The sequence below is a fragment of the Oceanirhabdus sp. W0125-5 genome (assembly GCF_027938815.1).
Classification (GTDB): Bacteria; Bacillota; Clostridia; order Clostridiales; family Clostridiaceae; genus Oceanirhabdus.
Window position 1 is genome coordinate 795,187 of sequence record NZ_CP115913.1, and the last position, 25,553, is coordinate 820,739.

General features: G+C 29.7%; 21 protein-coding genes and 11 tRNA genes. 31 read left to right on the top strand and 1 reads right to left on the bottom strand.

The window, feature by feature from the left end:
• Positions 1-79 precede the first annotated feature (79 nt).
• Positions 80-592: a hypothetical protein gene (locus tag OW730_RS03860; RefSeq protein WP_271227770.1), complete on the bottom strand. Its 513-nt coding sequence runs from the start codon at positions 590-592 to the stop codon at positions 80-82.
• 449 nt (positions 593-1,041) lie between these two features.
• Here OW730_RS03860 and glmU point away from each other — a divergent pair, with 449 nt between their 5' ends.
• From glmU to hpt, 31 genes are all read left to right on the top strand, one after another.
• Positions 1,042-2,412, top strand: a complete 1,371-nt coding sequence (glmU, locus tag OW730_RS03865) for a bifunctional UDP-N-acetylglucosamine diphosphorylase/glucosamine-1-phosphate N-acetyltransferase GlmU (RefSeq protein WP_271227771.1) — start codon at positions 1,042-1,044, stop codon at positions 2,410-2,412.
• A gap of 16 nt (positions 2,413-2,428) precedes the next feature.
• Positions 2,429-3,382, top strand: a complete 954-nt coding sequence (locus OW730_RS03870; protein WP_271227772.1) for a ribose-phosphate diphosphokinase — start codon at positions 2,429-2,431, stop codon at positions 3,380-3,382.
• A 619-nt stretch (positions 3,383-4,001) separates the two neighbouring features.
• Positions 4,002-4,688 carry a response regulator transcription factor gene (locus tag OW730_RS03875; protein WP_271227773.1) on the top strand — a complete coding sequence of 229 codons (687 nt, stop codon included), beginning with the start codon at positions 4,002-4,004 and terminating at the stop codon, positions 4,686-4,688.
• The gene (locus tag OW730_RS03880) at positions 4,689-6,131 is read left to right on the top strand and encodes a sensor histidine kinase (RefSeq protein ID WP_271227774.1); all 1,443 of its coding nucleotides are present in this window, start codon (positions 4,689-4,691) and stop codon (positions 6,129-6,131) included.
• 4 nt (positions 6,132-6,135) lie between these two features.
• The gene (locus OW730_RS03885; protein WP_271227775.1) at positions 6,136-7,239 is read left to right on the top strand and encodes a S1C family serine protease; all 1,104 of its coding nucleotides are present in this window, start codon (positions 6,136-6,138) and stop codon (positions 7,237-7,239) included.
• A gap of 12 nt (positions 7,240-7,251) precedes the next feature.
• Entirely contained in the window at positions 7,252-7,821 is a 570-nt protein-coding gene (gene pth, locus OW730_RS03890; RefSeq protein WP_271227776.1) for an aminoacyl-tRNA hydrolase, read from the top strand.
• Between the two features lie 23 nt (positions 7,822-7,844).
• Positions 7,845-11,351: a transcription-repair coupling factor gene (gene mfd, locus OW730_RS03895; protein ID WP_271227777.1), complete on the top strand. Its 3,507-nt coding sequence runs from the start codon at positions 7,845-7,847 to the stop codon at positions 11,349-11,351.
• 85 nt (positions 11,352-11,436) lie between these two features.
• A complete protein-coding gene (locus OW730_RS03900; protein ID WP_271227778.1) occupies positions 11,437-12,441 on the top strand; it encodes a peptidylprolyl isomerase in 1,005 nt (334 codons plus the stop codon).
• A gap of 141 nt (positions 12,442-12,582) precedes the next feature.
• Positions 12,583-13,128 (top strand): stage V sporulation protein T, encoded by a 546-nt coding sequence (spoVT, locus tag OW730_RS03905; RefSeq protein ID WP_271227779.1) that lies wholly within the window; start codon positions 12,583-12,585, stop codon positions 13,126-13,128.
• A gap of 105 nt (positions 13,129-13,233) precedes the next feature.
• Complete coding sequence (locus OW730_RS03910) at positions 13,234-14,790, top strand: putative polysaccharide biosynthesis protein (protein WP_271227780.1); 1,557 nt, start codon at positions 13,234-13,236, stop codon at positions 14,788-14,790.
• Between the two features lie 38 nt (positions 14,791-14,828).
• Entirely contained in the window at positions 14,829-16,277 is a 1,449-nt protein-coding gene (gene mazG / locus OW730_RS03915) for a nucleoside triphosphate pyrophosphohydrolase (RefSeq protein ID WP_271227781.1), read from the top strand.
• A 182-nt stretch (positions 16,278-16,459) separates the two neighbouring features.
• The gene (locus tag OW730_RS03920; RefSeq protein ID WP_271227782.1) at positions 16,460-16,735 is read left to right on the top strand and encodes an HU family DNA-binding protein; all 276 of its coding nucleotides are present in this window, start codon (positions 16,460-16,462) and stop codon (positions 16,733-16,735) included.
• 453 nt (positions 16,736-17,188) lie between these two features.
• Positions 17,189-17,449: an RNA-binding S4 domain-containing protein gene (locus OW730_RS03925; RefSeq protein WP_271227783.1), complete on the top strand. Its 261-nt coding sequence runs from the start codon at positions 17,189-17,191 to the stop codon at positions 17,447-17,449.
• A gap of 246 nt (positions 17,450-17,695) precedes the next feature.
• The gene (yabP, locus tag OW730_RS03930; protein ID WP_271227784.1) at positions 17,696-17,989 is read left to right on the top strand and encodes a sporulation protein YabP; all 294 of its coding nucleotides are present in this window, start codon (positions 17,696-17,698) and stop codon (positions 17,987-17,989) included.
• On the top strand, positions 17,989-18,396 hold the full coding sequence (gene yabQ / locus OW730_RS03935; RefSeq protein ID WP_271227785.1) for a spore cortex biosynthesis protein YabQ: 408 nt from the start codon (positions 17,989-17,991) through the stop codon (positions 18,394-18,396). The genes yabP and yabQ overlap by 1 nt, the downstream gene beginning before the upstream one ends.
• A gap of 167 nt (positions 18,397-18,563) precedes the next feature.
• Positions 18,564-18,836: a septum formation initiator family protein gene (locus OW730_RS03940; protein WP_271227786.1), complete on the top strand. Its 273-nt coding sequence runs from the start codon at positions 18,564-18,566 to the stop codon at positions 18,834-18,836.
• A 73-nt stretch (positions 18,837-18,909) separates the two neighbouring features.
• Positions 18,910-19,305 (top strand): S1 RNA-binding domain-containing protein, encoded by a 396-nt coding sequence (locus OW730_RS03945; protein ID WP_271227787.1) that lies wholly within the window; start codon positions 18,910-18,912, stop codon positions 19,303-19,305.
• Between the two features lie 257 nt (positions 19,306-19,562).
• Positions 19,563-19,651, top strand: a tRNA-Leu gene (locus OW730_RS03950).
• A 5-nt stretch (positions 19,652-19,656) separates the two neighbouring features.
• Positions 19,657-19,732, top strand: a tRNA-Met gene (locus tag OW730_RS03955).
• Between the two features lie 64 nt (positions 19,733-19,796).
• Positions 19,797-19,885 (top strand) — tRNA-Leu (locus OW730_RS03960).
• Positions 19,886-19,890: 5 nt separating this feature from the next.
• Positions 19,891-19,966: transfer RNA gene (locus tag OW730_RS03965), tRNA-Met, on the top strand.
• Positions 19,967-19,969: 3 nt separating this feature from the next.
• Positions 19,970-20,046, top strand: a tRNA-Met gene (locus OW730_RS03970).
• A 60-nt stretch (positions 20,047-20,106) separates the two neighbouring features.
• Positions 20,107-20,195, top strand: a tRNA-Leu gene (locus OW730_RS03975).
• A 5-nt stretch (positions 20,196-20,200) separates the two neighbouring features.
• Positions 20,201-20,276, top strand: a tRNA-Met gene (locus OW730_RS03980).
• Positions 20,277-20,279: 3 nt separating this feature from the next.
• Positions 20,280-20,356 (top strand) — tRNA-Met (locus OW730_RS03985).
• A gap of 60 nt (positions 20,357-20,416) precedes the next feature.
• Positions 20,417-20,505 (top strand) — tRNA-Leu (locus tag OW730_RS03990).
• Between the two features lie 5 nt (positions 20,506-20,510).
• Positions 20,511-20,586: transfer RNA gene (locus tag OW730_RS03995), tRNA-Met, on the top strand.
• Between the two features lie 3 nt (positions 20,587-20,589).
• Positions 20,590-20,666, top strand: a tRNA-Met gene (locus tag OW730_RS04000).
• A gap of 402 nt (positions 20,667-21,068) precedes the next feature.
• The gene (gene spoIIE, locus OW730_RS04005; protein ID WP_271227788.1) at positions 21,069-23,447 is read left to right on the top strand and encodes a stage II sporulation protein E; all 2,379 of its coding nucleotides are present in this window, start codon (positions 21,069-21,071) and stop codon (positions 23,445-23,447) included.
• Positions 23,448-23,571: 124 nt separating this feature from the next.
• Positions 23,572-24,960: a tRNA lysidine(34) synthetase TilS gene (tilS, locus tag OW730_RS04010; RefSeq protein ID WP_271227789.1), complete on the top strand. Its 1,389-nt coding sequence runs from the start codon at positions 23,572-23,574 to the stop codon at positions 24,958-24,960.
• Complete coding sequence (gene hpt / locus OW730_RS04015) at positions 24,953-25,489, top strand: hypoxanthine phosphoribosyltransferase (RefSeq protein ID WP_271227790.1); 537 nt, start codon at positions 24,953-24,955, stop codon at positions 25,487-25,489. Before tilS ends, hpt begins: the two co-directional genes overlap by 8 nt.
• Positions 25,490-25,553: the final 64 nt, after the last annotated feature.

Consider the following 25,553-nt stretch of genomic DNA (forward strand, 5'->3'; position numbering starts at 1 on the left):
TTTTATATAAGTATATTAAAACCCTAATTCAAATAAATACGAATTAGGGTTTTAATAATATTCCTATTTAGTTAATTGATTATAATTGGGTATTTTGAGTGAAAGGCGTTTCTCTCAAAGATAATAATTCATTAACAGTAACTTTAGTCCCACCAAAGAGATTTTTAAATAAACATTCAAGTGTATAAATAGGTCCTCTAGGTAGTGACCACCAACCGAAAACTAGCGTTGCTAAAGAATATATTAAATTTCTTACTGGTGTAAAATGATGATCTTTTACAAAATATCTTGAACTAACCTTTGTAGTTAAAGTAATAAATGAAAAGCAAGCATGATACTGTTTTAATTCAGTATCAGAGTAAATCTTTATTCCATTATACTCTGCATTTCCTTCTATAATTTCGTAATAATTCTCTAACAACCATTTTGTAAATTTATCATTTTTACGTTCTTCCATTAGAAAGTAAAAATACTCCAATATCATTATTAATGAAACAGCAATTCCTACAAGTCCTTCATTGTAAATTCCACTATATAAATTGAAGCATGAATAAATGAATAGCACTCCCCCAACCAATAATAATAAAATCATATAAACTCTCCCTTTCCCTATATATGTATAATTATTGCACATGAAATATTTTACGCTTAATTAACTAAATTTTCAAGTTTATACATATAGTTGAGAAAAAGGTAATGTAATTGGGGGATGTATCGCAATACTTTTTAAGTTCTGAATAAGATTAATCTTAAAATATGAAATGGATATATGATATACAATTTAAATAAAATCGTAAAATAATATATGAAAAATCATACTGAAATATTGAGAAAAAAGCATAGAAATGGGTAGGATATTCCAAAAAGACTATAATTACGGATGAAAATCACAATAAAATTCGTGTAGTATAAATATATGAAATAAAACTTTAACAATAAAGGTTGAAATTAAAAATAGATTAAAATATAATATAATTGGTTTTTTAAAATTATCGCAAAAAAGTAATAGTATATACTATTTGCGAAAATGGGGTGTTAAATTTGAATCAATGTGCTATAATATTAGCTGCAGGTAAGGGTACAAGGATGAAATCTGAGATTCATAAGGTTCTTCATAAAGTATGTGGAAAAGAAATGATAAATCACGTAGTTGACAATATAGAAAATGCAGGAATTGATGATATACATGTTGTAGTTGGAAGCCTAGTAGAAGAAGTTAAAAAAGGTATTATAAAGGATGATGTAACTTATCATTTACAAAAAGAACAATTAGGAACTGGACATGCTGTCATGTGTGCTAAAGAAGCACTTGAAGGTAAGGAAGGGACTGTTGTTATACTTGTAGGGGATGGTCCTCTAATAACTGATAGTATGCTTAAAGAACTTCTAGAATATCACAATAAATACGATTATAAAGCTACTGTTATAACATCAGAATTCTGTGATCCTAGAAAATATGGAAGAATTGTAAGATCTGAAAATGGAGATTTAGAAAAAATTGTTGAATTCAGAGATTGTACAGAAGAAGAGAAGAAAATTAAAGAGATAAATTCAGGAATGTACTGTTTTGATATAAAAGCTCTTGTTGAGCATCTTGATAAATTGAGTAATGATAATTCGCAAAAAGAATATTATTTAACAGATATGATAGAAATCTTAAAAAATCAAGGTTATAAGACAGGCGCATTTATTGTAGAAAATGAACTTATAACGGCTGTTAATTCAAGAGAAGAGCTTGCTATTGCTGAAAAGATTATGAGAAATGGAATAAATAGGAAGCACTTTGAAAATGGAGTTACTATTATTAATCCAGAGAACACTTATATAGGTGTTGATGTGGAAATAGGAAGAGATACAATAATATATCCTGGGGTAATACTAGAGGGTAAAACTAAAATTGGTAATAGCTGTACTCTTTATTCTAATTGTAGAATAAAGGACAGTATTATAAAGAACAATATTACTATTGATAATTCAGTGATTTTGGATAGTAGTATTGAATCAAATACAACGATTGGACCATTTGCATATATTAGACCTGAATCGCATATTGGTGAGAATGTTAAGGTAGGAGATTTTGTGGAAATTAAAAAATCATCTATTGGGGATGGAACTAAAATTTCTCATTTAACATACATAGGCGATGCTAAAGTAGGTAAACAGTGCAACTTTGGATGTGGTACAGTTGTAGTTAATTATGATGGCACAAAGAAACATCTTACAGAAATTGGGGATAATGCATTCATTGGATGCAACACAAATTTAGTTTCACCTGTAAAGGTAGAAGATAACACATATATTGCTGCTGGATCTACAATAACAGATACTGTACCAGAAGGTGCACTTGCTGTAGCTAGAGCTAGACAGGTAAACAAGGAAAATTGGGTTAAAAATAAGGGGCTAAAAAAATAACTGAGGAGGTCCACCGATGCAACCAACAGGAAATATTAAAATTTTTACAGGGAACTCACACCCACAATTAGCAGAAGATATTGCTAAGATTTTAGGAGTTAAAGTAGGAGACTCTACTGTAGGTAAATTTAGTGATGGAGAGATATTCGTAGATACTAAGGAAACAGTTAGAGGAAGAGATGCATTTATAATTCAATCAACAAACGCTCCAGTTAATGATAATTTAATGGAGTTATTAATAAACATTGATGCATTCAAAAGAGCTTCTGCTGGAAGAATAACAGCTGTTATTCCATACTATGGATACGCAAGACAGGATAGAAAAGCAAAGGCTAGAGATCCGATTACAGCTAAGCTTGTAGCTAATCTTTTAACAGCAGCAGGTGTTGACAGAGTACTTACAATGGATTTACATGCGGCTCAAATTCAAGGATATTTTGACATTCCTGTTGATAATCTAATGGGAGCACCTATATTAGCGAACTATTTCATTGAGCAAGGGTTCAAAGATAGGGAAGATGTTGTTGTTGTATCACCAGACCTTGGAAGCGTAACTAGAAGTAGAAAGTTTGCAGATAGATTAAATGCAGAAATTGCAATTATAGATAAAAGAAGACCAAAAGCTAATGTTTGTGAAGTAATGAACATAATTGGTGATATTGAAGGTAAAACTTGTATCATGATAGATGATATGATAGATACTGCTGGTACAATTTGTAATGCTGCAGCAGCTTTAATTGAAAGAGGAGCTAAAGAAGTATATGCAGGTTGTAGCCATGGAGTTTTATCTGGTCCAGCTATAGAGAGATTAGAAAACTCAGTAATAAAAGAAGTTATTATGCTTGATACTATATGCTTGCCAGAAGAAAAAAAGGTAGAAAAGTTTAAGACTTTATCTGTAGCACCAATATTTGCTGAGGCAATAAAGAGAATACATGATCATGAATCTGTAAGTAAGTTATTTGATTAATATAAAAGTTAAATTGTTTTTATATCTGACATCTGTTTATTAGGTGTCAGATTTTTATTTATTGCTTTTATATTGATCAAATTTTTGTAGTGGTATATGTGGAAAATGAAGGATGAAAATAGTTAAAGTTCATAATATTAAGAATAATTAGATGTTCAATAAGAGTTATTTGAATATGAAATTATAAATATTTTGTAACAAATAAGCAAAAAATGATTGATATGTCTATAATATTTTTCAAGGATATTATAGAATGGTTATATAGGATTTAAAGTATAAAACTAAATTTATTCAAATAGACTAATTGTAATTTTACAAAAGAAGTTTTTTGAATCAAAGAACAAAGATTAAAGAACAGAGAATAAATGTGGAGATTTTTCTTCCCGATGGTCTGAAAAATTATATCTTAATTATAACAAATCAGAAATAACCTTAATTTATTTAATGTTTAAGGTTTGAAATATTTAAAAGCTTTCAGTTAACTGAATGGTATCAATATTTGTTCTTTGTTCTCTGTTCTTTGTTCTTTTTACAATAAAGATTTTCAATGAGTTTTTTTGAGTAAATAAAGATTTATTCTAAGAATCTATAAGAATTAATTTGAGAGGAGTGTTTTTTTATGGAAGGTATTAAGGCTAAGGTTTTAGTTGTTGATGACGATAGAAATATTTGTGAGATTGAGAAGATGTACTTAGAAAGTTCAGGATATGAGGTTGAAATTGCAAATGACGGTAAAGAGGCTATAGAAAAGTTTCAGTCATATAAGCCTAATATTATTATTTTGGATGTAATGTTACCATATATTGATGGGATAGATGTTCTTAAGAGTATAAGAAAAGAAAGTGAAGTTCCAGTTATAATGGTAACTGCTAAAGGAGATACTTTTGACAGAGTTTTAGGGCTAGAATTAGGTGCTGATGACTACATGGTTAAACCGTTTGAACCTAAAGAACTTGTAGCAAGAGTTAAAGCAGTTATGAGAAGATTTAATGCTGATGCTACAAAGAGTGAAGTGATGACATTTAATGATTTGAAAATTGATGCTGATTCATTTACTGTGGTTTACCACGGAGAAGAACTGAAAATGCCACCAAAGGAATTTGAATTACTGTTTTATTTGGCTTCTAATAAAAATAAAGTTTTCACAAGAGAGCAACTTCTTTGTGAAGTGTGGGGATACGATTATCCAGGAGATTCAAGAACTGTAGATGTTCATGTTAAAAGATTAAGAGAAAAACTTAAAGGTGGATCAAATTGGCAAATAGAAACAGTTTGGGGAGTAGGATATAAATTCGAGGTGAAGTAGATGGCGAAGAATGGCTTATTTACTAAAATGGCAATTGCATATACTGTTATAATTACCTTTAGTTTTATTGTTTTAGCTGCATTTTTATCTTTTTGGTTTAAAATTTACTATTATAATCAAAGTTCTAATAAAATAATATCTCAACAAGAATCTATAAATGATATTATGATACAATATGTAGAAACTAAAAAAATATCAGTTAATGAGATGAGTGATGATTTAAGATTATTGGGTAAATTACTTGAATGCGATATAATTTTAGTTGATAGCTCTGGAGTTGTTTTTGAAGTATCAAATCAAAAACATGCAGTATTTATGAGAACTAAATTGTTTGATCAACAAGGACAAAAAGATAGAACTATTAAGGAGATTAGTAAAAAAGAGAAAGAAAAATTCTATAATGAAATTTATGATAATAAAGTGCAGGCTCTTGAATTTGATTTGATTGATACTAAAGGGGGATATTTAGGAGCTGCTATAGTGGTAACTCCATTATCAAATATTACAGGTCCTCTTACAAAAGTATATCAAATTATATGGATATCGGCTGTTTTGGTTGTAATATTTTCAACCATTGGAATATATATATTTTCGCAAAAAATTATAGTATATCCATTATCTCAGATTAATTATGTTGCAAAGAAAATAACTAAAGGTGAAGTTGAGAAGAGGGTTGATATCATAAGTAACGATGAAATAGGGGAATTAGCAGTTTCGTTTAATACAATGGCAGATTCCTTAGAAAAGATTGATATAAACAGAAGACAGTTTATATCCAATGTTTCTCATGAAATAAGAACTCCTATTACATCAATAAAAGGTTTTATAGGTGGAATCTTGGATGGAATAATACCTGAAGAAAAAGTTCATTATTATCTTTCTATGGCTTATGAAGAAACAAAGAGGCTCACCAGATTGGTTAATGATTTACTTGATTTATCTGCACTAGAATCAGGTAAATTCAATCAAGTAATTGAAGAAATAGATATTAATGAGATTATTAGGATAACAGTTTTGAAGTTAGAAAATAAGATAAATGAAAAAGCTCTTAATGTTGATGTTTCTTTCGAGGGAGAGAAGTTAATGGCATTAGGTGATAAAGATAGAGTTATTCAGGTTTGTACTAATCTACTGGATAACGCAATTAAATATTCTAATGAAAGTGGAATGATTAGGGTAACTACAAAAGTAAGAGGAAAAAAGGTGAATGTGTCCTTTTTTAACACATGTGAGAATGAGATTAGCGCTAAAGATTTAAAGAATATATGGCAAAGGTTTTATCGAGCTGATAAGGCAAGAACGTCAAGAGAGAGTAGTGGATTGGGTCTTTCTATAGTTAGAGGAATAATATCACAAATGGGTGAAGATATATGGGCTGATAAGAAAGATGATGGTGTTATGTTTACTTTTACATTAAAAAGAGTTAAGAAATACTTGAGGTGAGAAAATGACCAATAATAGAGGAAATATTGTTTTTAAAAAAAGAAAAAGAAATATTTATAAGAGAGGCTTAGGTATAAGTTTATTGATTATCTCATCAATGATTATAGGGGTAACTTTATCTTCATTGATGTTGGATCAAGAGATAGCAGCAGATATTAATAAACAAGACAAAGAACCTAAGTCTGTTACTGAAGAAATGAATATTGAAAATTTGGTTAAGAGTACTATGACCTCTATTGTGGCCATATTATCTTATGGTGATGAAATAAGTAATGATAACGTTAAAATTGGTTCGGGAATTATTTGTAATGAAAAAGGTTATATATTAACGGTAAATCACATTGTACATGGAAAAGATAATATACATGTAAAATTAAATAATGGAAAAATTTACGATGCTAAAGTTGTTGGGTATGATAAGTATTTTGACATAGCTGTATTGAAAATTAAAGAAAATGGGTTAAAGGCAGCTAAGTTTGCAAGAAATAGTAGTGTAAAATTAGGGGATAATATTTTATTATTAAGTAGCACTTTTAGTGAGGAAAATGTAAGTATAATATCTAAGGGCACTATAAACTCTATAAGTAAGAAAAAGGATTATTTAGGTGTAGAAATAGATGAGGTGTTTGACAATGAAATCATTTTTAGTGATTCTTTTTCAAGAAAAGATAGTGACGGAGGGGTATTGATAAATTATAATGGTGAAGTAGTGGGTATTAATAATTTTGATATTAGAAAAGAAATAGATCAAAATCAATACTCTGTTGCTATAAGTATTGATAAAATGGTGGACACTATAGAGCAAATAATGAGATATGGTTTTATTTCTAGACCTGCAATTGGAATTTATGGTGGTAATGTTTTTTCAACAAAAGGGTCAGAATCTATAGGGGTTTATATACATGATATAAAGAAAGATAGTGGTGCTGATTATGCAGGACTTAGGCCTACAGATATAATTATGGAAATCAATGATATTAAAGTTGGGTCTATGGAGGAATTAATTGATATTATAAGTAACTATAATGTTGGTGAATCGGTTATATGCAAAATTAAAAGAAATAATTGTATTGAAGAAGTAACAGTGAGATTAGGAAGACAGGATTAATGGAGGTAAGATATGTACTTGGTTGTTGGACTGGGTAATCCAGGTGTTGAATATGAAAATACTCGCCATAATGTTGGTTTTAAAGTTATAGATAAATTAGCTGATATGTATAAAATTAGCATGGATAGGAAAAAATTTAAAGGTATATGTGGTGATTTAAGAATTGGCAGTGAGAAGGTAATTTTACTTAAACCTCAAACGTATATGAATTTGAGTGGTGAGAGTGTAATTGAATTTGTAAATTACTTCGATATTCCAAATGAAAATGTAATTGTTTTACATGATGATGTGAGTATAGATGTTGGTAGAATGAGAATTAGAAAAAAAGGTAGTTCTGGTGGGCAGAATGGAATAAAAAATATTATTAAAATGTTAAATAGCGATGAGTTTAATAGAGTCAAAATCGGTGTAGGTAAAGCTGAACAGGACATGGTATCTCATGTTCTTGGCAAATTTCCAACTGAAGAAGAAAAAATAATGGAAAAAGTTTTTGATGAGGCAGCCAAATCTGTTGTTTACATGATTGAAAACAATGTTGACAAGGCTATGAACGTATTTAACGGATATAATGCATGTGATTAATAATATCTTAGGAGGCGGTAGGGTTGAGATTAAAAGGGATCATAGATCCCCTTTTAAAAAAAGATAAATTTATATCTTTAATAGATAATATAAGAAAAGGGGAAACTCCTGTTGAAATAAGTGGAATTAGTGACTCTGCAAAAAGTTATGTAGTTAGTGCTATGTATAATGAGGTTGAAAAGCCTTTTTTAATTTTAAGTTATAGTGATATGGAAGCTAGAAATATATATGAAGATCTTTTATTTCATTATGATAATGTAGAGTATTTTCCTAGTAAAGAAGTAGTTTTTTATAATATTGATGCTATTTCTGGAGACTTAAGATGGAGAAGAATAAATGTTTTAAAGAATGTATTAAGCAAAAAAAATAATATTGTTGTTACTTCTATAGAGGCGGTAATGAGTAAATATACACCTATAGATACTTTTAAAAGATATATTAGAAAAGTATCTATAGGTGATATTGTAGATGCAAAAAAAACTGCCTTATGGCTTATAGAAGCAGGTTATGAGCGGGTAGTTACTGTAGAAAACAAAGGACAATTCTCCATAAGAGGAGGGATAATTGATATTTATCCACCTACAGAAGAATATCCATTTAGAGTTGAGTTGTTTGATGATGAGATTGATTCCATTAGAACATTTAATACAAAAACTCAAAGAAGTATAGAAAAGGTATTTACCTTTATGATCTATCCAGCAAAAGAAAGTGTGTTGCCTAAAGAGGATTTGGAAAAAGGAATTTTAAGAATAAAAGAAGATTTTGAATTATTCAAAAATAAATTTAAAAAAAATAAGGATGTAATAGAAAGCATAAATTCAACCATAGGCAAAAATCTTGAAAGCTTAGAGGAAAAAGGTACTTGCGATAATATTGAAAGTTACATCTCATACTTTTTCAAGGAAACTTCTGAAATCTATGATTACTTTGATGGTTATAATGTAATAGTAGATGATGTGAATAGATGTATTGGTAAATTAGAAAGTGTATTTATTGAATTTAATGAAAACTTTGAAACTTATTTTACTAGGGGTAATATTCTTTCTAAACAGGGAGATCTTCTATATGATTTAGAGCATGTGAAAGATGAAATTAAATATAGATGTAAAGTAGTTTTTAATCCATTGAGCATAGAAAATAAATTTTTAAATATTAAAAGCGAATATAACATAGAGCAAAAGACATTGCATCACTACCATGGACAACTTGATTTGTTAATAGATGACTTAAATAAAAAGAAATCTAATGGAGACTCAATAATAATATTATCTGGAACGAAATCAAGAGGAGAACGATTAATTGAGATTCTTAAAGATAAGGGAATTGAGGCAGTTTATAAAGATAAAATTAAAGAATTGATTAAAGGTCAGATTGTAGTAACATATGGAAATCAACTTAATGGTATAGAATTTCCTGAATTATCATTGTGTATAATATCAGATAAAACTGTTTTTGGTGAATCAAAGAGAAAGACAAAAAAACATAGTAAAAAAGGTATGGGCAAGATAAAAAGTTTCACAGATTTGAAACTTGGAGATTATGTTGTTCATGTTAATCATGGTATTGGTGTTTATAAAGGGATAAAGCAATTAGAGGTTAAGGGACATAAAAAAGATTATCTTATGATAACATATACAAATAGCGATCTTTTATATGTACCAGTAGAACAGTTAGATATGATTCAAAAGTATATTGGAGCAGAAGGAAAGAGTCCTAAAATTAATAAATTAGGCGGAAGCGAGTGGGTAAAGGCAAAAAGGAAAGTTCGTAAGTCTATAATGGATATTGCTGATGATCTTTTGAAATTATATGCATCAAGAAGTTTAATTAAAGGATACATATATAACGAAGATACCCCATGGCAAAAGCAATTCGAGGACGAATTTCCATATGAAGAAACAGGGGATCAATTAATAGCTATTGAAGAGATTAAAAAGGATATGGAATCAGAAAAACCAATGGATAGACTTCTTTGTGGAGATGTTGGATATGGTAAAACAGAGGTTGCTATTAGGGCTGCATTTAAAGCTGTTATGAATGGCAAGCAAGTAGCATTCTTGGTGCCTACAACTATACTAGCAAAGCAACATTATAGTAATTTTACACAGAGGTTTGCGGGATATCCAATTAACATTGATATGATTTGTAGATTTAGAACTCCAACTCAACAGAAACAAACTTTGACAGCTCTTAAAGAAGGAAATGTTGATATAATTATTGGAACTCATAAGTTGATTCAAAAGGATGTTCGTTTTAAGGATTTAGGATTATTGATTGTTGATGAGGAGCAGAGGTTTGGTGTTACTCACAAAGAAAAAATAAAAAATTTAAAAAAGAATATTGATGTGCTTACATTAACAGCAACACCTATACCAAGGACTCTTCATATGTCCTTAAGTGGTATTAGAGATATAAGCGTTATAGAAACACCACCGGAAGATAGATATCCTGTTCAAACATATGTTGTTGAGTTTAATGAACAACTGGTTAGAGATGCTATAATTAGAGAGATTGGACGAGATGGGCAAGTATATTTTGTTTATAACAGGGTAGAAAGTATTAAAGAAATGACAGCTTATTTAAAGGAGCTTATACCGGAAGCGAGAATTGTTATTGCTCATGGACAAATGACTGAAAGAGAATTAGAAAAAGTCATGCTTGATTTCATGGATAAAAAATATGATATATTGGTGAGTACAACTATTATAGAGACTGGTATTGATATTAAGAATGTTAATACTATGATAATATATGATGCTGATAAGATGGGGTTATCTCAACTGTATCAATTACGAGGAAGAGTTGGGAGGTCTAATAAAGTAGCATATTCCTATTTTACTTATAGGAAAGATAAGCTATTAAGTGAAGTTGCAGAAAAGAGATTAAAAGCAATAAAAGAATTCACTGAATTAGGTTCAGGGTTTAAGATAGCAATGAGGGACTTAGAAATAAGAGGAGCAGGAAATCTTATGGGTTCGTCACAACATGGACACATGTCTGTGGTAGGATATGACTTGTATTGTAGAATGTTAGAAGAGACTATTGCTAAGCTTAAAGGCGATATAGATGATGAGCCTATTGAAACAGTTATAGATATGAAAATTGATGCATATATTCCAGAGAGTTATATTAGCGATGAAACTCAAAAGATTGAAATTTATAAGAAGATTGCTGCAATAGAAAATGAGATTGATATGGAAGAAACTATAATTGAGCTAGAAGATAGATTCTCAAATATACCTAAACCATTATTTAATCTTATTCAGATTTCTTCATTGAGATTTTTATGCAAATCTATTGGAGTGGTTGAATTAAAAGAAGTGAAAAATGAAATGCTATTTGAATTTAAGAATAATAAGTTTTTTACCCCTAAGGTATTTACGAAGTTAATGGAGAAATATAAAAATAAAATTAACTTCAAAGTAAATGCTGAGGCACCTACTATTGCATTTAAGTTTTCGCAAGATAATAAAAATAATCTTATTGAGGAATTGAAAGACTTTATTTTATATCTTAAAGATATAAAATAGTTACCCAAAATTCGTTAATTTATGTTAAAATTATCTATAGAATAATAATTAAATTATATAAAAAATGAAGAACGGGGGAAGTATAGTGAGTAAAGTAAAGAAATTAATGGCGGCACTTATGATTGGTGCATTAGCAGTTACAAGCGTAGGTTGTAACTTAATAGAAAAAACACCTGAAGCAATAAGACGACAGGTAGTTGCAAAAGGAAAAGGTATTAAGATAACTAGAGGAAAACTAGATGATGATTCTAGAACAAAGAACATAATGCAACAATTAGAAATGGCTTATGGTGCAAATTATATGGAAAATGAAGAGGCAGCAAAAACTCTTATTGCATATAAGCAGCAAATATTAAGTTATATAATTCAGAGTGAAATTATTACGAGCAAAGCTAACGAAGTAGGTGTAAAATTAACTGATAGTGAAATAAGTGAAGAAGTTAATAAGAAGTATGCTGAGGACGTGGAAGCAGCTGGTGGAGAAGAAGAGTTTAACAAACGTTTGGAAAAGTCTGGTTTAACAGAAGAGAAATTAAAAGAAACTTATAAAAAAGGAATTATTGAAAATAAGATTTATGAAAAAGTTACTCAAGATGTAACTGTTTCTGAAGAGAAAATAAAAGAATATTATGATTCTAATAAGGAAAAATATACTGAAGAGCCTAATGAAGTGAAAATATCATATATGCTAGTTGATACTGAAGAAAAAGCTAATGAGATTATATCTAGAATAGAAAATGGTGAAGCGTTTAGTGCTATTGCTAAAGAGGTTAGTTTAGATGAAAGTACTAAAGAAAATGGTGGAGATTTAGGATATATAACTTATGATAATCCTAAATTAGGATATCAGATTATGACTTCAGCTAAGGTTCTAAAGGTTGGAGAAGTTAAGAGTATTCAAGATACTAGAGGATATAACATAATTAAGATTGAGGATAAAAAAGATTTCCCTATAAAAGAGTTTGATGCTGTTAAAGATGAAATTAAGGAAATGCTTGAAAATCAAGAAAAATATAATGTATTTAATACAAAACTCAATGAATGGGAAGAAGAAGCAGATGTAAAAATATATAGTGAAAAGCTTATCTAATAGTTTTTTCAAATTTAGTATATAAAGCTGTATTTACACATAAGTGTAAATACAGCTTTTTTTGTGTATAAAATTAGAAGTTAAGAAAGATAATATTAATACAAGTATATTTTATTATGGAAATAAGGAGGCTAATAATTAATGAAAGCTACAGGTATTGTAAGAAGAATAGATGACTTAGGTAGAGTTGTAATTCCTAAGGAAATTAGAAGAACTCTTAGAATTAGAGAAGGAGATCCTTTAGAAATATTCACTGATAGAGAAGGTGGAGTAATTCTAAAAAAATATTCTCCTATCGGAGAACTAGGAGATTTCTCTAAAGAATATGCTGAATCACTTAATCAAATAAGTGGATTTATGGTTGTAATTGCAGATAAAGATAACATTATATCTTTAAGTGGATGTTCCAAGAAAGAATATATGGATAAAAAGGTTAGTTCAGAATTGGAAAAAATAATGGAAGATAGAAAAGCCGTTGTTTTAGAAGGTAACAATATTGTTCCTATATATGACGATGAAGAACATGAAGGAAAATACACACATCAAGCAATCGGGCCAATCCTTGCAGAAGGGGATGCAATAGGAACAGTAATAATAGCAAGTACAGAAGGTGGAGCAGCTTTTGGTGATACAGAGAAGAAGCTTGTTGAAACAGCTGCATCATTCCTAGGAAAACAAATGGAATAGTACATAAAATTAAAGGTAGCAAACGCTACCTTTAATTTTTTAGTATAAAAACAGGAAATTGAAAATATCTATTTTAATAAGACAAAATCTTATTGAGGTGATATTTTGAATGATAATAGAATAAGAAAAAATAGTATGGTAAGTGGTGCCCTTATTTTAGGGGTGTGTATGGTTTTTGCTAGGTTCTTAGGAGTTTTCTTTAGAATTCCTTTACAGAACCTTATAAAAGATGAGGGAATGGGATATTATCAAATGTCATATCCTATATATATGACTTTCGTTGCGATTGCATCAGGAATACCTATTGCCTTATCAAAGATGGTTTCTGAATATAATGCTAAGGGGAAATTAGAACATATAAGAGTATGTGTAAGAAGCACATTGTACATAATGTTGATATTTGCAGGAAGTACGTCTTTGGTCCTTCTTTTGTTCTCAAAAAAAATAGTAATGCTATTTGGATGGCATCATAAATCATACTATGCTTTTTTGATAACAGCTATAGCACCGATATTTGTTGTTATATTAGGTACTTTTAGAGGTTTTTTTCAAGGGATAAGAAACATGGCACCTTCAGGTGTCTCGCAGATAATTGAACAGTTAGGGAGAGTAGTATTAGGAGTGGGAATAGCATATATGTTATTCCCTAAAGGGGTAGAATATTCTGCTGCTGGCGCTGTAATAGGAACTGTAATAGGAGCTGCCATAGCTGGTGTGTATCTTTTAATAAAATACTGTAAAGTAATAAAGGTATTTCCTAGCGGTAATATGATTAATCAAAGAAAGATAATGAGAAAAATAATTAGCATAGCATTTCCCATATCAATAGTAACAACTATGGGAAGTTTAATGGTTTTATTTGATAATATGATTGTGCCTAAACGGTTGATTACTGCGGGTTTTTCTAAGATGCAAATAACTATTATATTTGGACAAACATATGGAAAGGCAGCTACGTTAAACAATGTTCCACTAGCATTATCAATGGCTATATGCGCATCTATTGTTCCAGTTATTGCTGAGGCTAGATTAAGGGATTTTAGGCTTTTTAAATCAAAAGTTCAATTAGCGACTAAACTAGCAATTGTTATTGCTTTACCTTCAGCTGCGGGTCTGTACTTTATGGCATTTCCAATAATGGATATGATTTTTGTTGGAAGTACAGGGGGATACGAGATATTAAAGTTATTTGCAATATCTTTACCATTTATAGTGGTTTGTCAGGCTACTACATCAATTTTTAATGCAATAGGAAAGTATCATGTTCCCATTATAAATTTGGGAATAGGGTGTATAATAAAGGTAAGTTTGACTTATTTTTTAGTAGGGATACCATATGTTAATATTAAAGGCGCTTTACTAGGGACGATAGTAGGATATATATTTGCTTCATCAATGAATATAATGTATATAAAAAGAAAATTAAAGGTGGAGATAAATAATTATGAGCTATTATTTAAGCCTATAATAGCTACAATGATTATGATTATATCTGTTGTATTTACGTATACTAATGTCTATAATTATACAGGAAGCAATACTTTTTCATGCATTATATCAATTTTTATAGGTGCATTATGTTACTTTATAATGGTATTTGGACTTAGGATATTTGATTTTGATGAGATTAAAATCAGGTTTAATAGAAAAAGTAAGAGGTAAAATTGAAAGTTATATACCAAATATTTAGGAGGAAGAAAATGATTAAAATTATAGGATTAGGCCCTGGAGCTATTGAGTCATTAACACTAGGGACCATTAATGAACTAAAGAATGGAAAGAATGTGTTTTTTAGAACGGAGAAGCATCCAACTATTGACTATATTAAGACTTTAAATATTGAATATAAAACATTAGATCATTTTTATAATGAATTAGATTCTTTTGATCAGGTTTATGAGGCTATATCAAATGAGATAATAAATGAATATAGAAATACAAAAGAATTGATTTATGGGGTTCCAGGGCATCCATTGGTAGCAGAGAGAAGTGTTTCTATGCTTATTGAGAAATGTGAAGAAATGAATATAGATTACGAAATAGTTCCAGCTGTCAGTTTCATAGATGCAATGATGGAAGCGTTGAAGATTGATCCTATAAAGGGGATGAAGATATTAGATGCATTTGATATAGGTAACAGTGTATTAGATAAGAGGGTCGGTATAATTTTAACTCAAGTTTATGATAAGTACATAGCTTCAGATGTTAAATTAAAATTAGCTGAATACTATGGAGATGATTATGAGGTATATTTTGTAAGAGCCGCTGGTGTGAAGGGGTTAGAGGTAATTAAGAAAATAAAAATTTATGAAATTGATAGAATGGAAGACATAGATTATTTGACATCACTGTATATTCCTAGCACTACAGAAGTTATTTATGATTTTAATGATTTAACAGAAATAATGGATGAGTTAAGAGGCGAAGAAGGGTGTCAGTGGGATAAAAAGCAAACACATGAATCACTAAAGAAATATCTTATAGAAGAATGTTATGAAGTTATAGATGCCATAGATAAAGATGATATAGATAAAATGATAGAAGAGTTTGGAGATGTACTATTACAAGTGGTTTTCCATGCACAAATAGGAAAAGAAGAAGGGTATTTTAATATTAATGATATTATTAAGAGTATTTGTGAAAAGATGGTGAGAAGGCATCCCCATATATTTAATAAAAAAGCTTATTTAACAGAAAGTGAAGTATTAACTAATTGGGAAGATATAAAGAAGCAGGAAAAAGGGTTCCATAAACACAGTGAAGGTTTAGAGGATATCCCAAAAGCATTGCCATCATTAATGAGGGCAGAAAAGATCCAGAAAAAGGCCGCTAAGGTTGGATTTGACTGGAATGATATTAATCCTGCAATGGATAAGGTTATAGAAGAATTAAATGAAATAAAAGATGTATATAAAACCAATAATAGGTCAAAAATATTAGATGAGATAGGTGATTTAATATTTGCGTGTGTTAATGTAGCTAGATTTTTAAATATTAATTCAGAGGAAGCACTAAATAGTACATGTGATAAATTTATAAGGAGGTTTTCTTATATAGAAGAACAATCTAATAAAAAAGGTTTTAAACTTGAAGATATGAGTTTAGAAGAGATGGACGTACTTTGGGAAGAGGCAAAATGTGAAGAATAAACATTATTTTTCAAATTACTATTTAGATTTAGTGATTTTTATGATAAAATTTGATTATTAAATTTAAAATTTCACAGAATTAGTCAATAAAAAAAGGAATTTTTAAATTTATGGAGAATAAATGATTTTAGAGTGTACTAGTTAAAATATTGACTGTGCTTAATTTTAAGGAGGTTACAAAGGTGAATAAAGCAGAATTAATTACTAAAATGAGTGAAAAATCAAATTTAACAAAGAAAGATGCTGAGGTAGCTTTAAAGGCTATGATGGAGTCTGTTATAGAAGCTCTTGAAAACAAAGAGAAAGTACAATTAATAGGTTTTGGTACTTTTGAAACTAGAGAAAGAGCTGAAAGAAAAGGAAGAAACCCAAGAACTAAAGAAGAAATGATTATCCCAGCTTCTGTAGTTCCAGCATTTAAACCTGGTAAAGAGTTCAAAGAAAGAGTAAACAAGTAATCTACATAATAAAAACCTAGATAATTTATTATCTAGGTTTTTGTTTTAGGGATATATGGAATGTAATAAAGGCCTTGAGTATATAATTTATGATAGAGAAACTTTGTGACATAAAACATAACTGAACAGTTGAAAATGGAAAGTGGAAAACGATGGATGTTTTGCTCCGCAAAACTACATTTTATTGTTATATAGAACAATAGGGGTTTACTTATTTTATCTTTAGATAAAATATTGTAATTTAGAATACAAGGTTTCATCAAGATGAAACGAGTAAACTATTCTTGTCCGAAGAATAATATGATTAAGATTTCTCGAAGAGAAATATCCTACGTTTTCAACTTTCAATTTTCCACTTTCAACTTGTTTTCTAAAGCACAATAGTTTCTTATTATGAACCAACACTAAATGTGCCTATTCTATTTATATAAATTAATTTAGGGGGGAATATAAATGAGATTAGATAAGTATCTTAAAGTTTCTAGAATAATTAAGAGAAGAACAAAAGCTAAAGAGATATGTGATAGTGAGAGGGTATTTATTAATGGAAAGAAGGCTAAAGCTAGCACAACAGTTAAAGAAAGTGATATTATAGAAATTCAATTTCCAAAAGGCACTTTAAAAGCTAAGATTATTAATATCGCTGCTCATGTAAGAAAAGAAGAAGCAAAAGAAATGTATGAGATAATATCTGGAGCTGATTCGGAAGAGTAAAAATTGGTAATACTAAACCATAACTAGATTAAGAATGTAGAGTTGAGTGGAAGCTGATGGTAATTTTAATCATGATATAAATATCCTAGAGCAGATTGAAAGATAGTTTCTATTTCAAGCTCTATATTTTTGGTTATATACCCAATTTGTAAGATTATAATATTTCCTTTATAAAAAATATTCATAATTAGATTGTTATTAAGCATAAGTTATAGAATAAGAGGATTGCAAATTTGGAGGGGAGTTATGGATATTAATAGAGAAGATAAACAAGAAGAAATGAATTGTAATCTTTTACTAGAGGATAGAAAAAAACTACAAATTACTGGAGTTATTGAGGTTATAAGGTTTAATGAAGAGGAAATACTATTAAATACCAAGTTGGGCACCTTATTAATAAAAGGTGAAAACTTAAAAATGAACAAATTAGATGTTCAAGCAGGCGAAGTTTATATTGTTGGAAGTATTGATTCTTGTGTATATAGTAATAAACATAAGGCAAAATCTAATGAAGGAATTTTAGCTAAGCTATTTAAATAATGATTCTAAGTATATGGTATCAGATCATAATTTTAATAGGGAGCTTGCTTGCTGGAGTAATAATAGGATTATTTTTTGAATTTTATAAAACAATAATAAAAGATTTTAGAAGGAAGAAAATAACATTATTTTTCTTGGATATTATTTTTTGGTGTATTTCTGGAATGATAATATATTTTTGGCTTTTTGTAATTTGTAATGCTATAATGGCTACATATGTTATACTGTTTATATTGATAGGTATAGGAATATATTATTTTATTTTAGCCCCAATATTAGAGGGTGTATTTGATTTTATTTATTACAAGATATTTATTTATTTAAGAGGAATTATCAGAGTTTTAATTTATCCATTAGAGTTGCTATGTAAGATGATTTTTGTTAAAAGAAAAAATATTAAAAAATAATTAAATTTATGCTGAAATTATTATTTAAATAGTATAATATTAGAATAGGTATAAACTTACCTAAACTTGATAAAATTTAAACTTGAAAAAATATAAATAAAAATTTAAAATTATATTAGCCAGTTTTTTAAACAAGCTGTATTCTAATCATGGATGGTAATTTAGATATGAAAAAAATGTTCAAGTTAAGAGTTTTATTAATAGTAATTTTAATAATAGGTATAGCATACAATTTTGTTTCGCAAGAAATTAAAATAAGAAGTCAGAGACAAGAAATTAAAGGCTTTGAACAGAAAGTAAAAGAAGAAGAAAAAGAACACTTGTATCTAACAACACAAAATGAGCATAAAATGGATGATGAATATGTCATAAAAGAAGCTAGAGAAAAGCTAAGATTTATAAAGCAAGGCGAAATTACTATCATTGATAAGAACCAATGAAAAAACAGCTTTGAAAATTAATAGAAGTATTAATTTTTAATATATTTAAAATTTTAAGGAGGATACTTTCTACATGTCATTAGAACTTGGAAAAATCTTTGAAGGTAAAGTTGTAAACATAACAAAATTTGGTGCCTTTGTTGAGGTTGAGGGTGAAATAGGATTACTTCATATTTCAGAGATATCAGATGGGTATGTTAAAAGCGTAAATGATCATTTGAAAGAAAATGATAAGGTTAAAGTGAAGGTAATATCAATAAAGGAAGATAAGATAAGCTTCTCAATGAAGGGTCTTAATGAGAAAAAAAGTGTAAAACCAAAAGAGTTTAATTGGAATAAGAAGCCAGAAAAAGTTACAGCTCATAACTTCGAAGATAATCTCTCAAAATTTTTGAAAGAAAGTGAAGAAAAGTTTAAGGCGCTAAAAACTCAAAAAAATAATAGAAGTAATGGATATAGAAGAAACTAAGTCTCATTGAGACTTAGTTTTATTTTTTTTATAAATGAAATTCAAAAGTTTAATAAAGAAATGACTCATTGCTTTGGCGATTTAAGGTGTTGTTTATAGGTTCATGGGTATGAGTATCCTGCTGTAGAAGCGCGTGAAACGCACTTTTTTTATAAAAAGATAAAGTTTGAATTTTCAGATTTGAAAAATGTGTTGACATGGGTATAATCTTAATATATAATAAGACTTGTCGTTGAGACAAAGTGGCTTTTATTCATGCCGAAGTGGCGGAACTGGCAGACGCACAGGACTTAAAATCCTGCGGTGGTTAAACACCGTACCGGTTCGATTCCGGTCTTCGGCACCAAATGTCGCGGGATGGAGCAGTTGGTAGCTCGTCGGGCTCATAACCCGAAGGTCAGAGGTTCAAGTCCTCTTCCCGCAACCATTTATTTAAATGTGTTGACAACAACATGAAAAAAGTTATAATAGCATATGTCGCATAAAGACATGCCGAAGTGGCGGAACTGGCAGACGCACAGGACTTAAAATCCTGCGGTGGTTAAACACCGTACCGGTTCGATTCCGGTCTTCGGCACCAAGCGACGCGGGATGGAGCAGTTGGTAGCTCGTCGGGCTCATAACCCGAAGGTCAGAGGTTCAAGTCCTCTTCCCGCAACCATTTGGCGGAATAGCTCAGTTGGCTAGAGCATTCGGTTCATACCCGGAGTGTCGGAGGTTCAAGTCCTCTTTCCGCTACCATTTACTTTTAAGTAATTACAAAATAAAATAGTTATAATATCACATGTCGCACAAAGACATGCCGAAGTGGCGGAACTGGCAGACGCACAGGACTTAAAATCCTGCGGTGGTTAAACACCGTACCGGTTCGATTCCGGTCTTCGGCACCAAGCGACGCGGGATGGAGCAGTTGGTAGCTCGTCGGGCTCATAACCCGAAGGTCAGAGGTTCAAGTCCTCTTCCCGCAACCATTTGGCGGAATAGCTCAGTTGGCTAGAGCATTCGGTTCATACCCGGAGTGTCGGAGGTTCAAGTCCTCTTTCCGCTACCATTTACTTTTAAGTAATTACAAAATAAAATAGTTATAATATCACATGTCGCACAAAGACATGCCGAAGTGGCGGAACTGGCAGACGCACAGGACTTAAAATCCTGCGGTGGTTAAACACCGTACCGGTTCGATTCCGGTCTTCGGCACCAAGCGACGCGGGATGGAGCAGTTGGTAGCTCGTCGGGCTCATAACCCGAAGGTCAGAGGTTCAAGTCCTCTTCCCGCAACCATTTGGCGGAATAGCTCAGTTGGCTAGAGCATTCGGTTCATACCCGGAGTGTCGGAGGTTCAAGTCCTCTTTCCGCTACCATGTTAAAGAGATACATTTGTATCTCTTTTTTTTATTGCATTTATTAGAAAAGCATTTCTATAATATAATTCAAATCTAATTAGTATAATTAATTTTCTAATATCATTATTAAATCTTAAAACATTCAATATATAAGTATATTAATTGTAAAGAAAATTATTACTATCATTTTATTTCAAAAAAATGGAAATTAAATGAGTAATTGACATATAATCTTATAAAGATACTACACATAATTAATTTTAATATTTAATTAACAAAATAAATTAATAGACTAAGTAATAATTTAAAAATTTAAATCGTTTGATGTCTTATAAAAGTTAATCGCTTCTTTCAGTTATTGACAATTATTTCCAGTTAATTTTGATATAATTAACTCACCATTGAGAGAGGGTGAGATTTATGCAATATGGATTAAGTCATTTAAAATATAAAAAGATTAGGGGGGAGATACGAGCTACATTAGATGGAATTCTAAGTTCTAAGTTTTTAATGTTAACAGCTATATTTTTTTCGGCACTTTTTGTTTCAAGAGTAGAGATACTTAAGGAGATATATCCTTTTGGGTTGGCTCTTATGATTTCATTAATCAATAAGTTAGATACAGAAAAACGTTTTTTTGCAGCAACAGGAGTTGCAGCAGGTTACATATTATCATTTATAAATCTGGAGTTATTACCAGGTTATTTGTTATCCACATTAACCATTTTTATTTTAAGTTATATAAAGAAGAAAGTAAATATTGAAGAGAAGAAGTTAAAAATAATAGCATTAATTACAGTGGGAATTATAATTTTTATAAATTTTGCATTGGTTAGGAATGTATATATTGCATTATTAACATCTTTGCTTATTTTTATTTTGTGTAGTGCATCTCTCTTTATTTTTGAGAGTGTAATGAATAAATTGACTAGAGAAAAAAAGGAATATTGTCTTAGTAATGAAGAGATAATATCATTATGTTTATTATTATCAGTAATAATTGCTGGAACAAGTGGGATTGGAGTATTTACAATATCATTAACTAATATATTTGCAATATTATCAATAATTATAATAGGGTATTTAGGTGGAGCAGCAAATGGAGCAATTTTTGGTGTTGTTTTAGGGATTTTAGTGGGATTGAGTGTTAATAGTCTTGGTGTGTTTGTAGTTGTATATGCATCAATAGGTATAATTAGTGGTGTGTTCAAAGATATGGGCAAATATGTGACATTAATTTCAGTGGTAATTGTATATGGTATTTTATTATTTAATTACAAATCTTTTGGGTTTAAAGGAATAGAGCTTGTTGTGGCAGGGGGAATATTTATAATAATTCCTAACGGGCGCTACACTATTTTGAGAGAGTATTTTAGGTTTGATAAAGAAAATAATAAAGATGGAGAACAAGTAAATTCGAAAATTAAAGGTATATATAAGAAGAAATTAAATGAATTTTCTAGTTTATTGGGAAATATATCAGATATATTAACAGATCTTAATGAAAATGAAAAATTAATCATGAAAAATAAGAGTACGGCAATGGTTCAAAAATTAGCTGATAGGGTTTGTGCTGAATGTCAGCTGAAAGGTAATTGTTGGAGGAGAGAGATGCATTATACTTATTCTGCATTTGTTGAAGTTTTAAAAAATGTAGAATTAAGTAATGGTGAGTTGCCGTATCAGTTGAATAAGAAGTGTATCAACAGAAGTAAGCTCATTGAAAATGCAGAAGATATAGTAAATAGAAATATGATAAGTGAACTTAAAAAGTCAACTATAAGTGAAGGGAGGCAAGTACTATCAAGCCAAATTAAAAACATGGCTGAATCTGTAGAAGAGATAATTGATGAATTTGATGTTTCAATTAAGATAGATAGTAATTTTGAAGAGAAAATAAGACTTGCAATGCTTGCTAATAATATAAAATTTAAAGATATCACTTGCTTAAGAGATTTAGATGGTAGGGTATCAATAAAGTTAAAGGGAAAAGCTTGTGGTGGTGAACAAAATTGTGTTAAAAATATTTTACCTGTTATTAATGGATTAAGCGAAAAAAGATTTTGTGTTAGTAATGATGGGTGTATAATTGATCAAGTAATGAAGAGTTGCGATATTACTTTTGAAGAGATGCCAAAGTTTCATGTGTCATCATATTCTGTACAGAAATGTAAAGATGGTGAAAAGGAAAATGGTGATAGTTATAGGTTTATAAGGAATAAAAAAGATAAATTTATTTCTATTGTTAGTGATGGTATGGGGTCTGGACCTGAAGCTAAAAGGGAGAGTGAAGCCACTGTAAAATTAATTGAGAAATTTACAAAGGCTGGTTTGAGTGAAATTGTGGCTATAAATGCAGTTAATTCTGTAATGGCAATGAAATATAAGACACAAGAAAAGTTTTCTACATTGGATATTGCATCCTTAGATCTTTATAATGGAAATGTGGAATTCCTTAAGGTTGGATCTAATGAAAGTTTTATTAAGAGAAGTAGTGGGGATGTAGAAGTGATTGATTCAAAATCTTTACCAATAGGTGTATTGGATAAAGTTGATATAGATGTTAAAAAGAAGAAGATAATAGATGGAGATATCATTGTAATGGTGAGCGATGGAGTGTTAGAATATGGGGACAAAAGTGCTGAAGGCCATTGGGTTATGAAATATCTTTATAATTGTAAATTAAATAATCCTAAAGAAATTGCATTGGGTATACTAAATGAAGCGTTAAAAGCAGAAAATTATAAAGTTAAGGATGATATGACAATTTCGGTATTGAAAGTTTATAATATAAATTAACATATTCGCCTATACTATTTGAAATTTTGCACGCGTTTAGCGTGCATTTTTCATTTTTATGTTTTTACTATCATATATTTGTGTATAATATATATAAATCAGGTGTAAAGGTTAGGTAGAATATATGATTAATAAAGTAGAGAGTTATATTAAATATAATAATATGATAGATGTTGGTGATACATTGATTGTGGGTGTTTCAGGGGGCCCGGATTCAATGTGTTTATTAAATATTTTGCTATCATTAAAGGAAAAGTACAAGCTAAGAATAGTTGTTGCTCATATAAATCATGGATTAAGAGGGAAGGAATCCGATGATGATGAAAAATATGTGGAGAAATATTGTGAAGGTAATGGGATGATATTTAGAGCTATTAATATTAATGTAGATGAAATTGCTAAGAGCAGAAAAATATCTTCTGAAATGGCGGGTAGAGATATAAGATACGAGTTTTTTAATAAACTTAAAGATGAATATAAGGGGAATAAAATTGCCTTAGCCCACAATGCTAATGATGTTGCTGAAACAATTATGATGAGAATTGTAAGAGGGACTGGTATAGACGGATTAGAGGGAATAAAGGCGGTTAGAGAAGGGGTGTATATACGTCCCATCTTATGTTTGAAGCGAGAAGAAATTGAAAACTATTGTGATACATATAATTTGAATCCTAGAATAGATAAAACTAATTTAGAGAATATATACAGTAGAAATAAAATTCGTCTAGATGTATTGCCATATTTGAAAGAAAATTTTAATGAGGATATTATAAATACTCTTTTAAGATTATCTAAAAATGTTGCAAGAGATAATGATTACTTTAGAGGTGTAGTTCATAATCTTATAAAAGATTATTGTGAAGTTCAACTTGGTGAAGTTATTTTAAATAAAGAGTTGTTTGAAGTGCATGATGCTCTTTTAACTAGATGCATAAGAGAATGTATTGCTGTTATTAAAGGAAACACGAATAATTTAGAGCAAGTCCACATATATGATATTATTAAATTATCTAAAAAAGAATCAGGAAAAAAGATTGATATTCCTGGAGGATTATTAGCTATGAATTCCTTTGGAAATATCATAATTTTAAAAAAGGATACTAAATTAACAGAAAAGTTGAATTTGAAACTTGAAATAAGTGAAAAGAATACTTTGCCTAATGGAGATATTATTGAAATGTGTATCAGGAAGAGAGTGGAAATAAAAAGCTTTAGTAAAAGCAAGTGTACAAAATATTTTGATTATGATAAAATTAAAGGTAATATTTATGTGAGGAATAAACGTGAAGGAGATACTATGATACCTCTTGGTATGAAAGGTAGAAAAAAACTAAAAAAAATATTTAGTGAAAATAAAATTCCGCCTCATATGCGCAATACTTTACCTATTATTACTTTTGATAATGAAATAGCGTGGATAATAGGGTATACTTTAGGTGAGAAATATAAGATTGATAATAGGACAGAAAATGTTCTAATTATCGAATACAAAGGAGAGAAAAAATATGAATAGAGATATTCAAAGAGTGTTGATAAGCGAAGAAGAAATTGAAAAAAAGGTTGCAGAGATAGCTGAAAGTATTTCTGAGGAGTACAAAGGAAAAGATGTTATTCTTATAGGTATACTAAAAGGATCTGTAATGTTTATGTCTGATTTATTAAAGAAAATTACAATTCCATGTAAGATGGATTTCATGGCTGTATCAAGCTATGGAGAGGCATCAGAAAGCAGTGGTGTTGTTAGAATATTAAAGGATTTGGATTTTGAAATAAGAGATAAACATATTATCTTAGTTGAAGATATTATTGATTCAGGAATTACTTTAACTTATCTTTTAAAATATCTAAATGCTAGAAATCCTGCTAGTTTAGAAATTGCATGTTTGCTTAATAAGAAAGACAGAAGAAAAGTTGAAGTAAATGCTAAGTATATTGGATATGATGTTCCAGATTATTTTTTAGTTGGATATGGGCTTGATTTTGCAGAGAAATACAGAAATCTTCCTTATGTAGGGGTTTTAAAAGAAGAGGTTTATAAGTAATTTATTAATAATTATTTAATTATTAATAGATAATTCAAATTTAATACGTTGTAATGAATTTTTT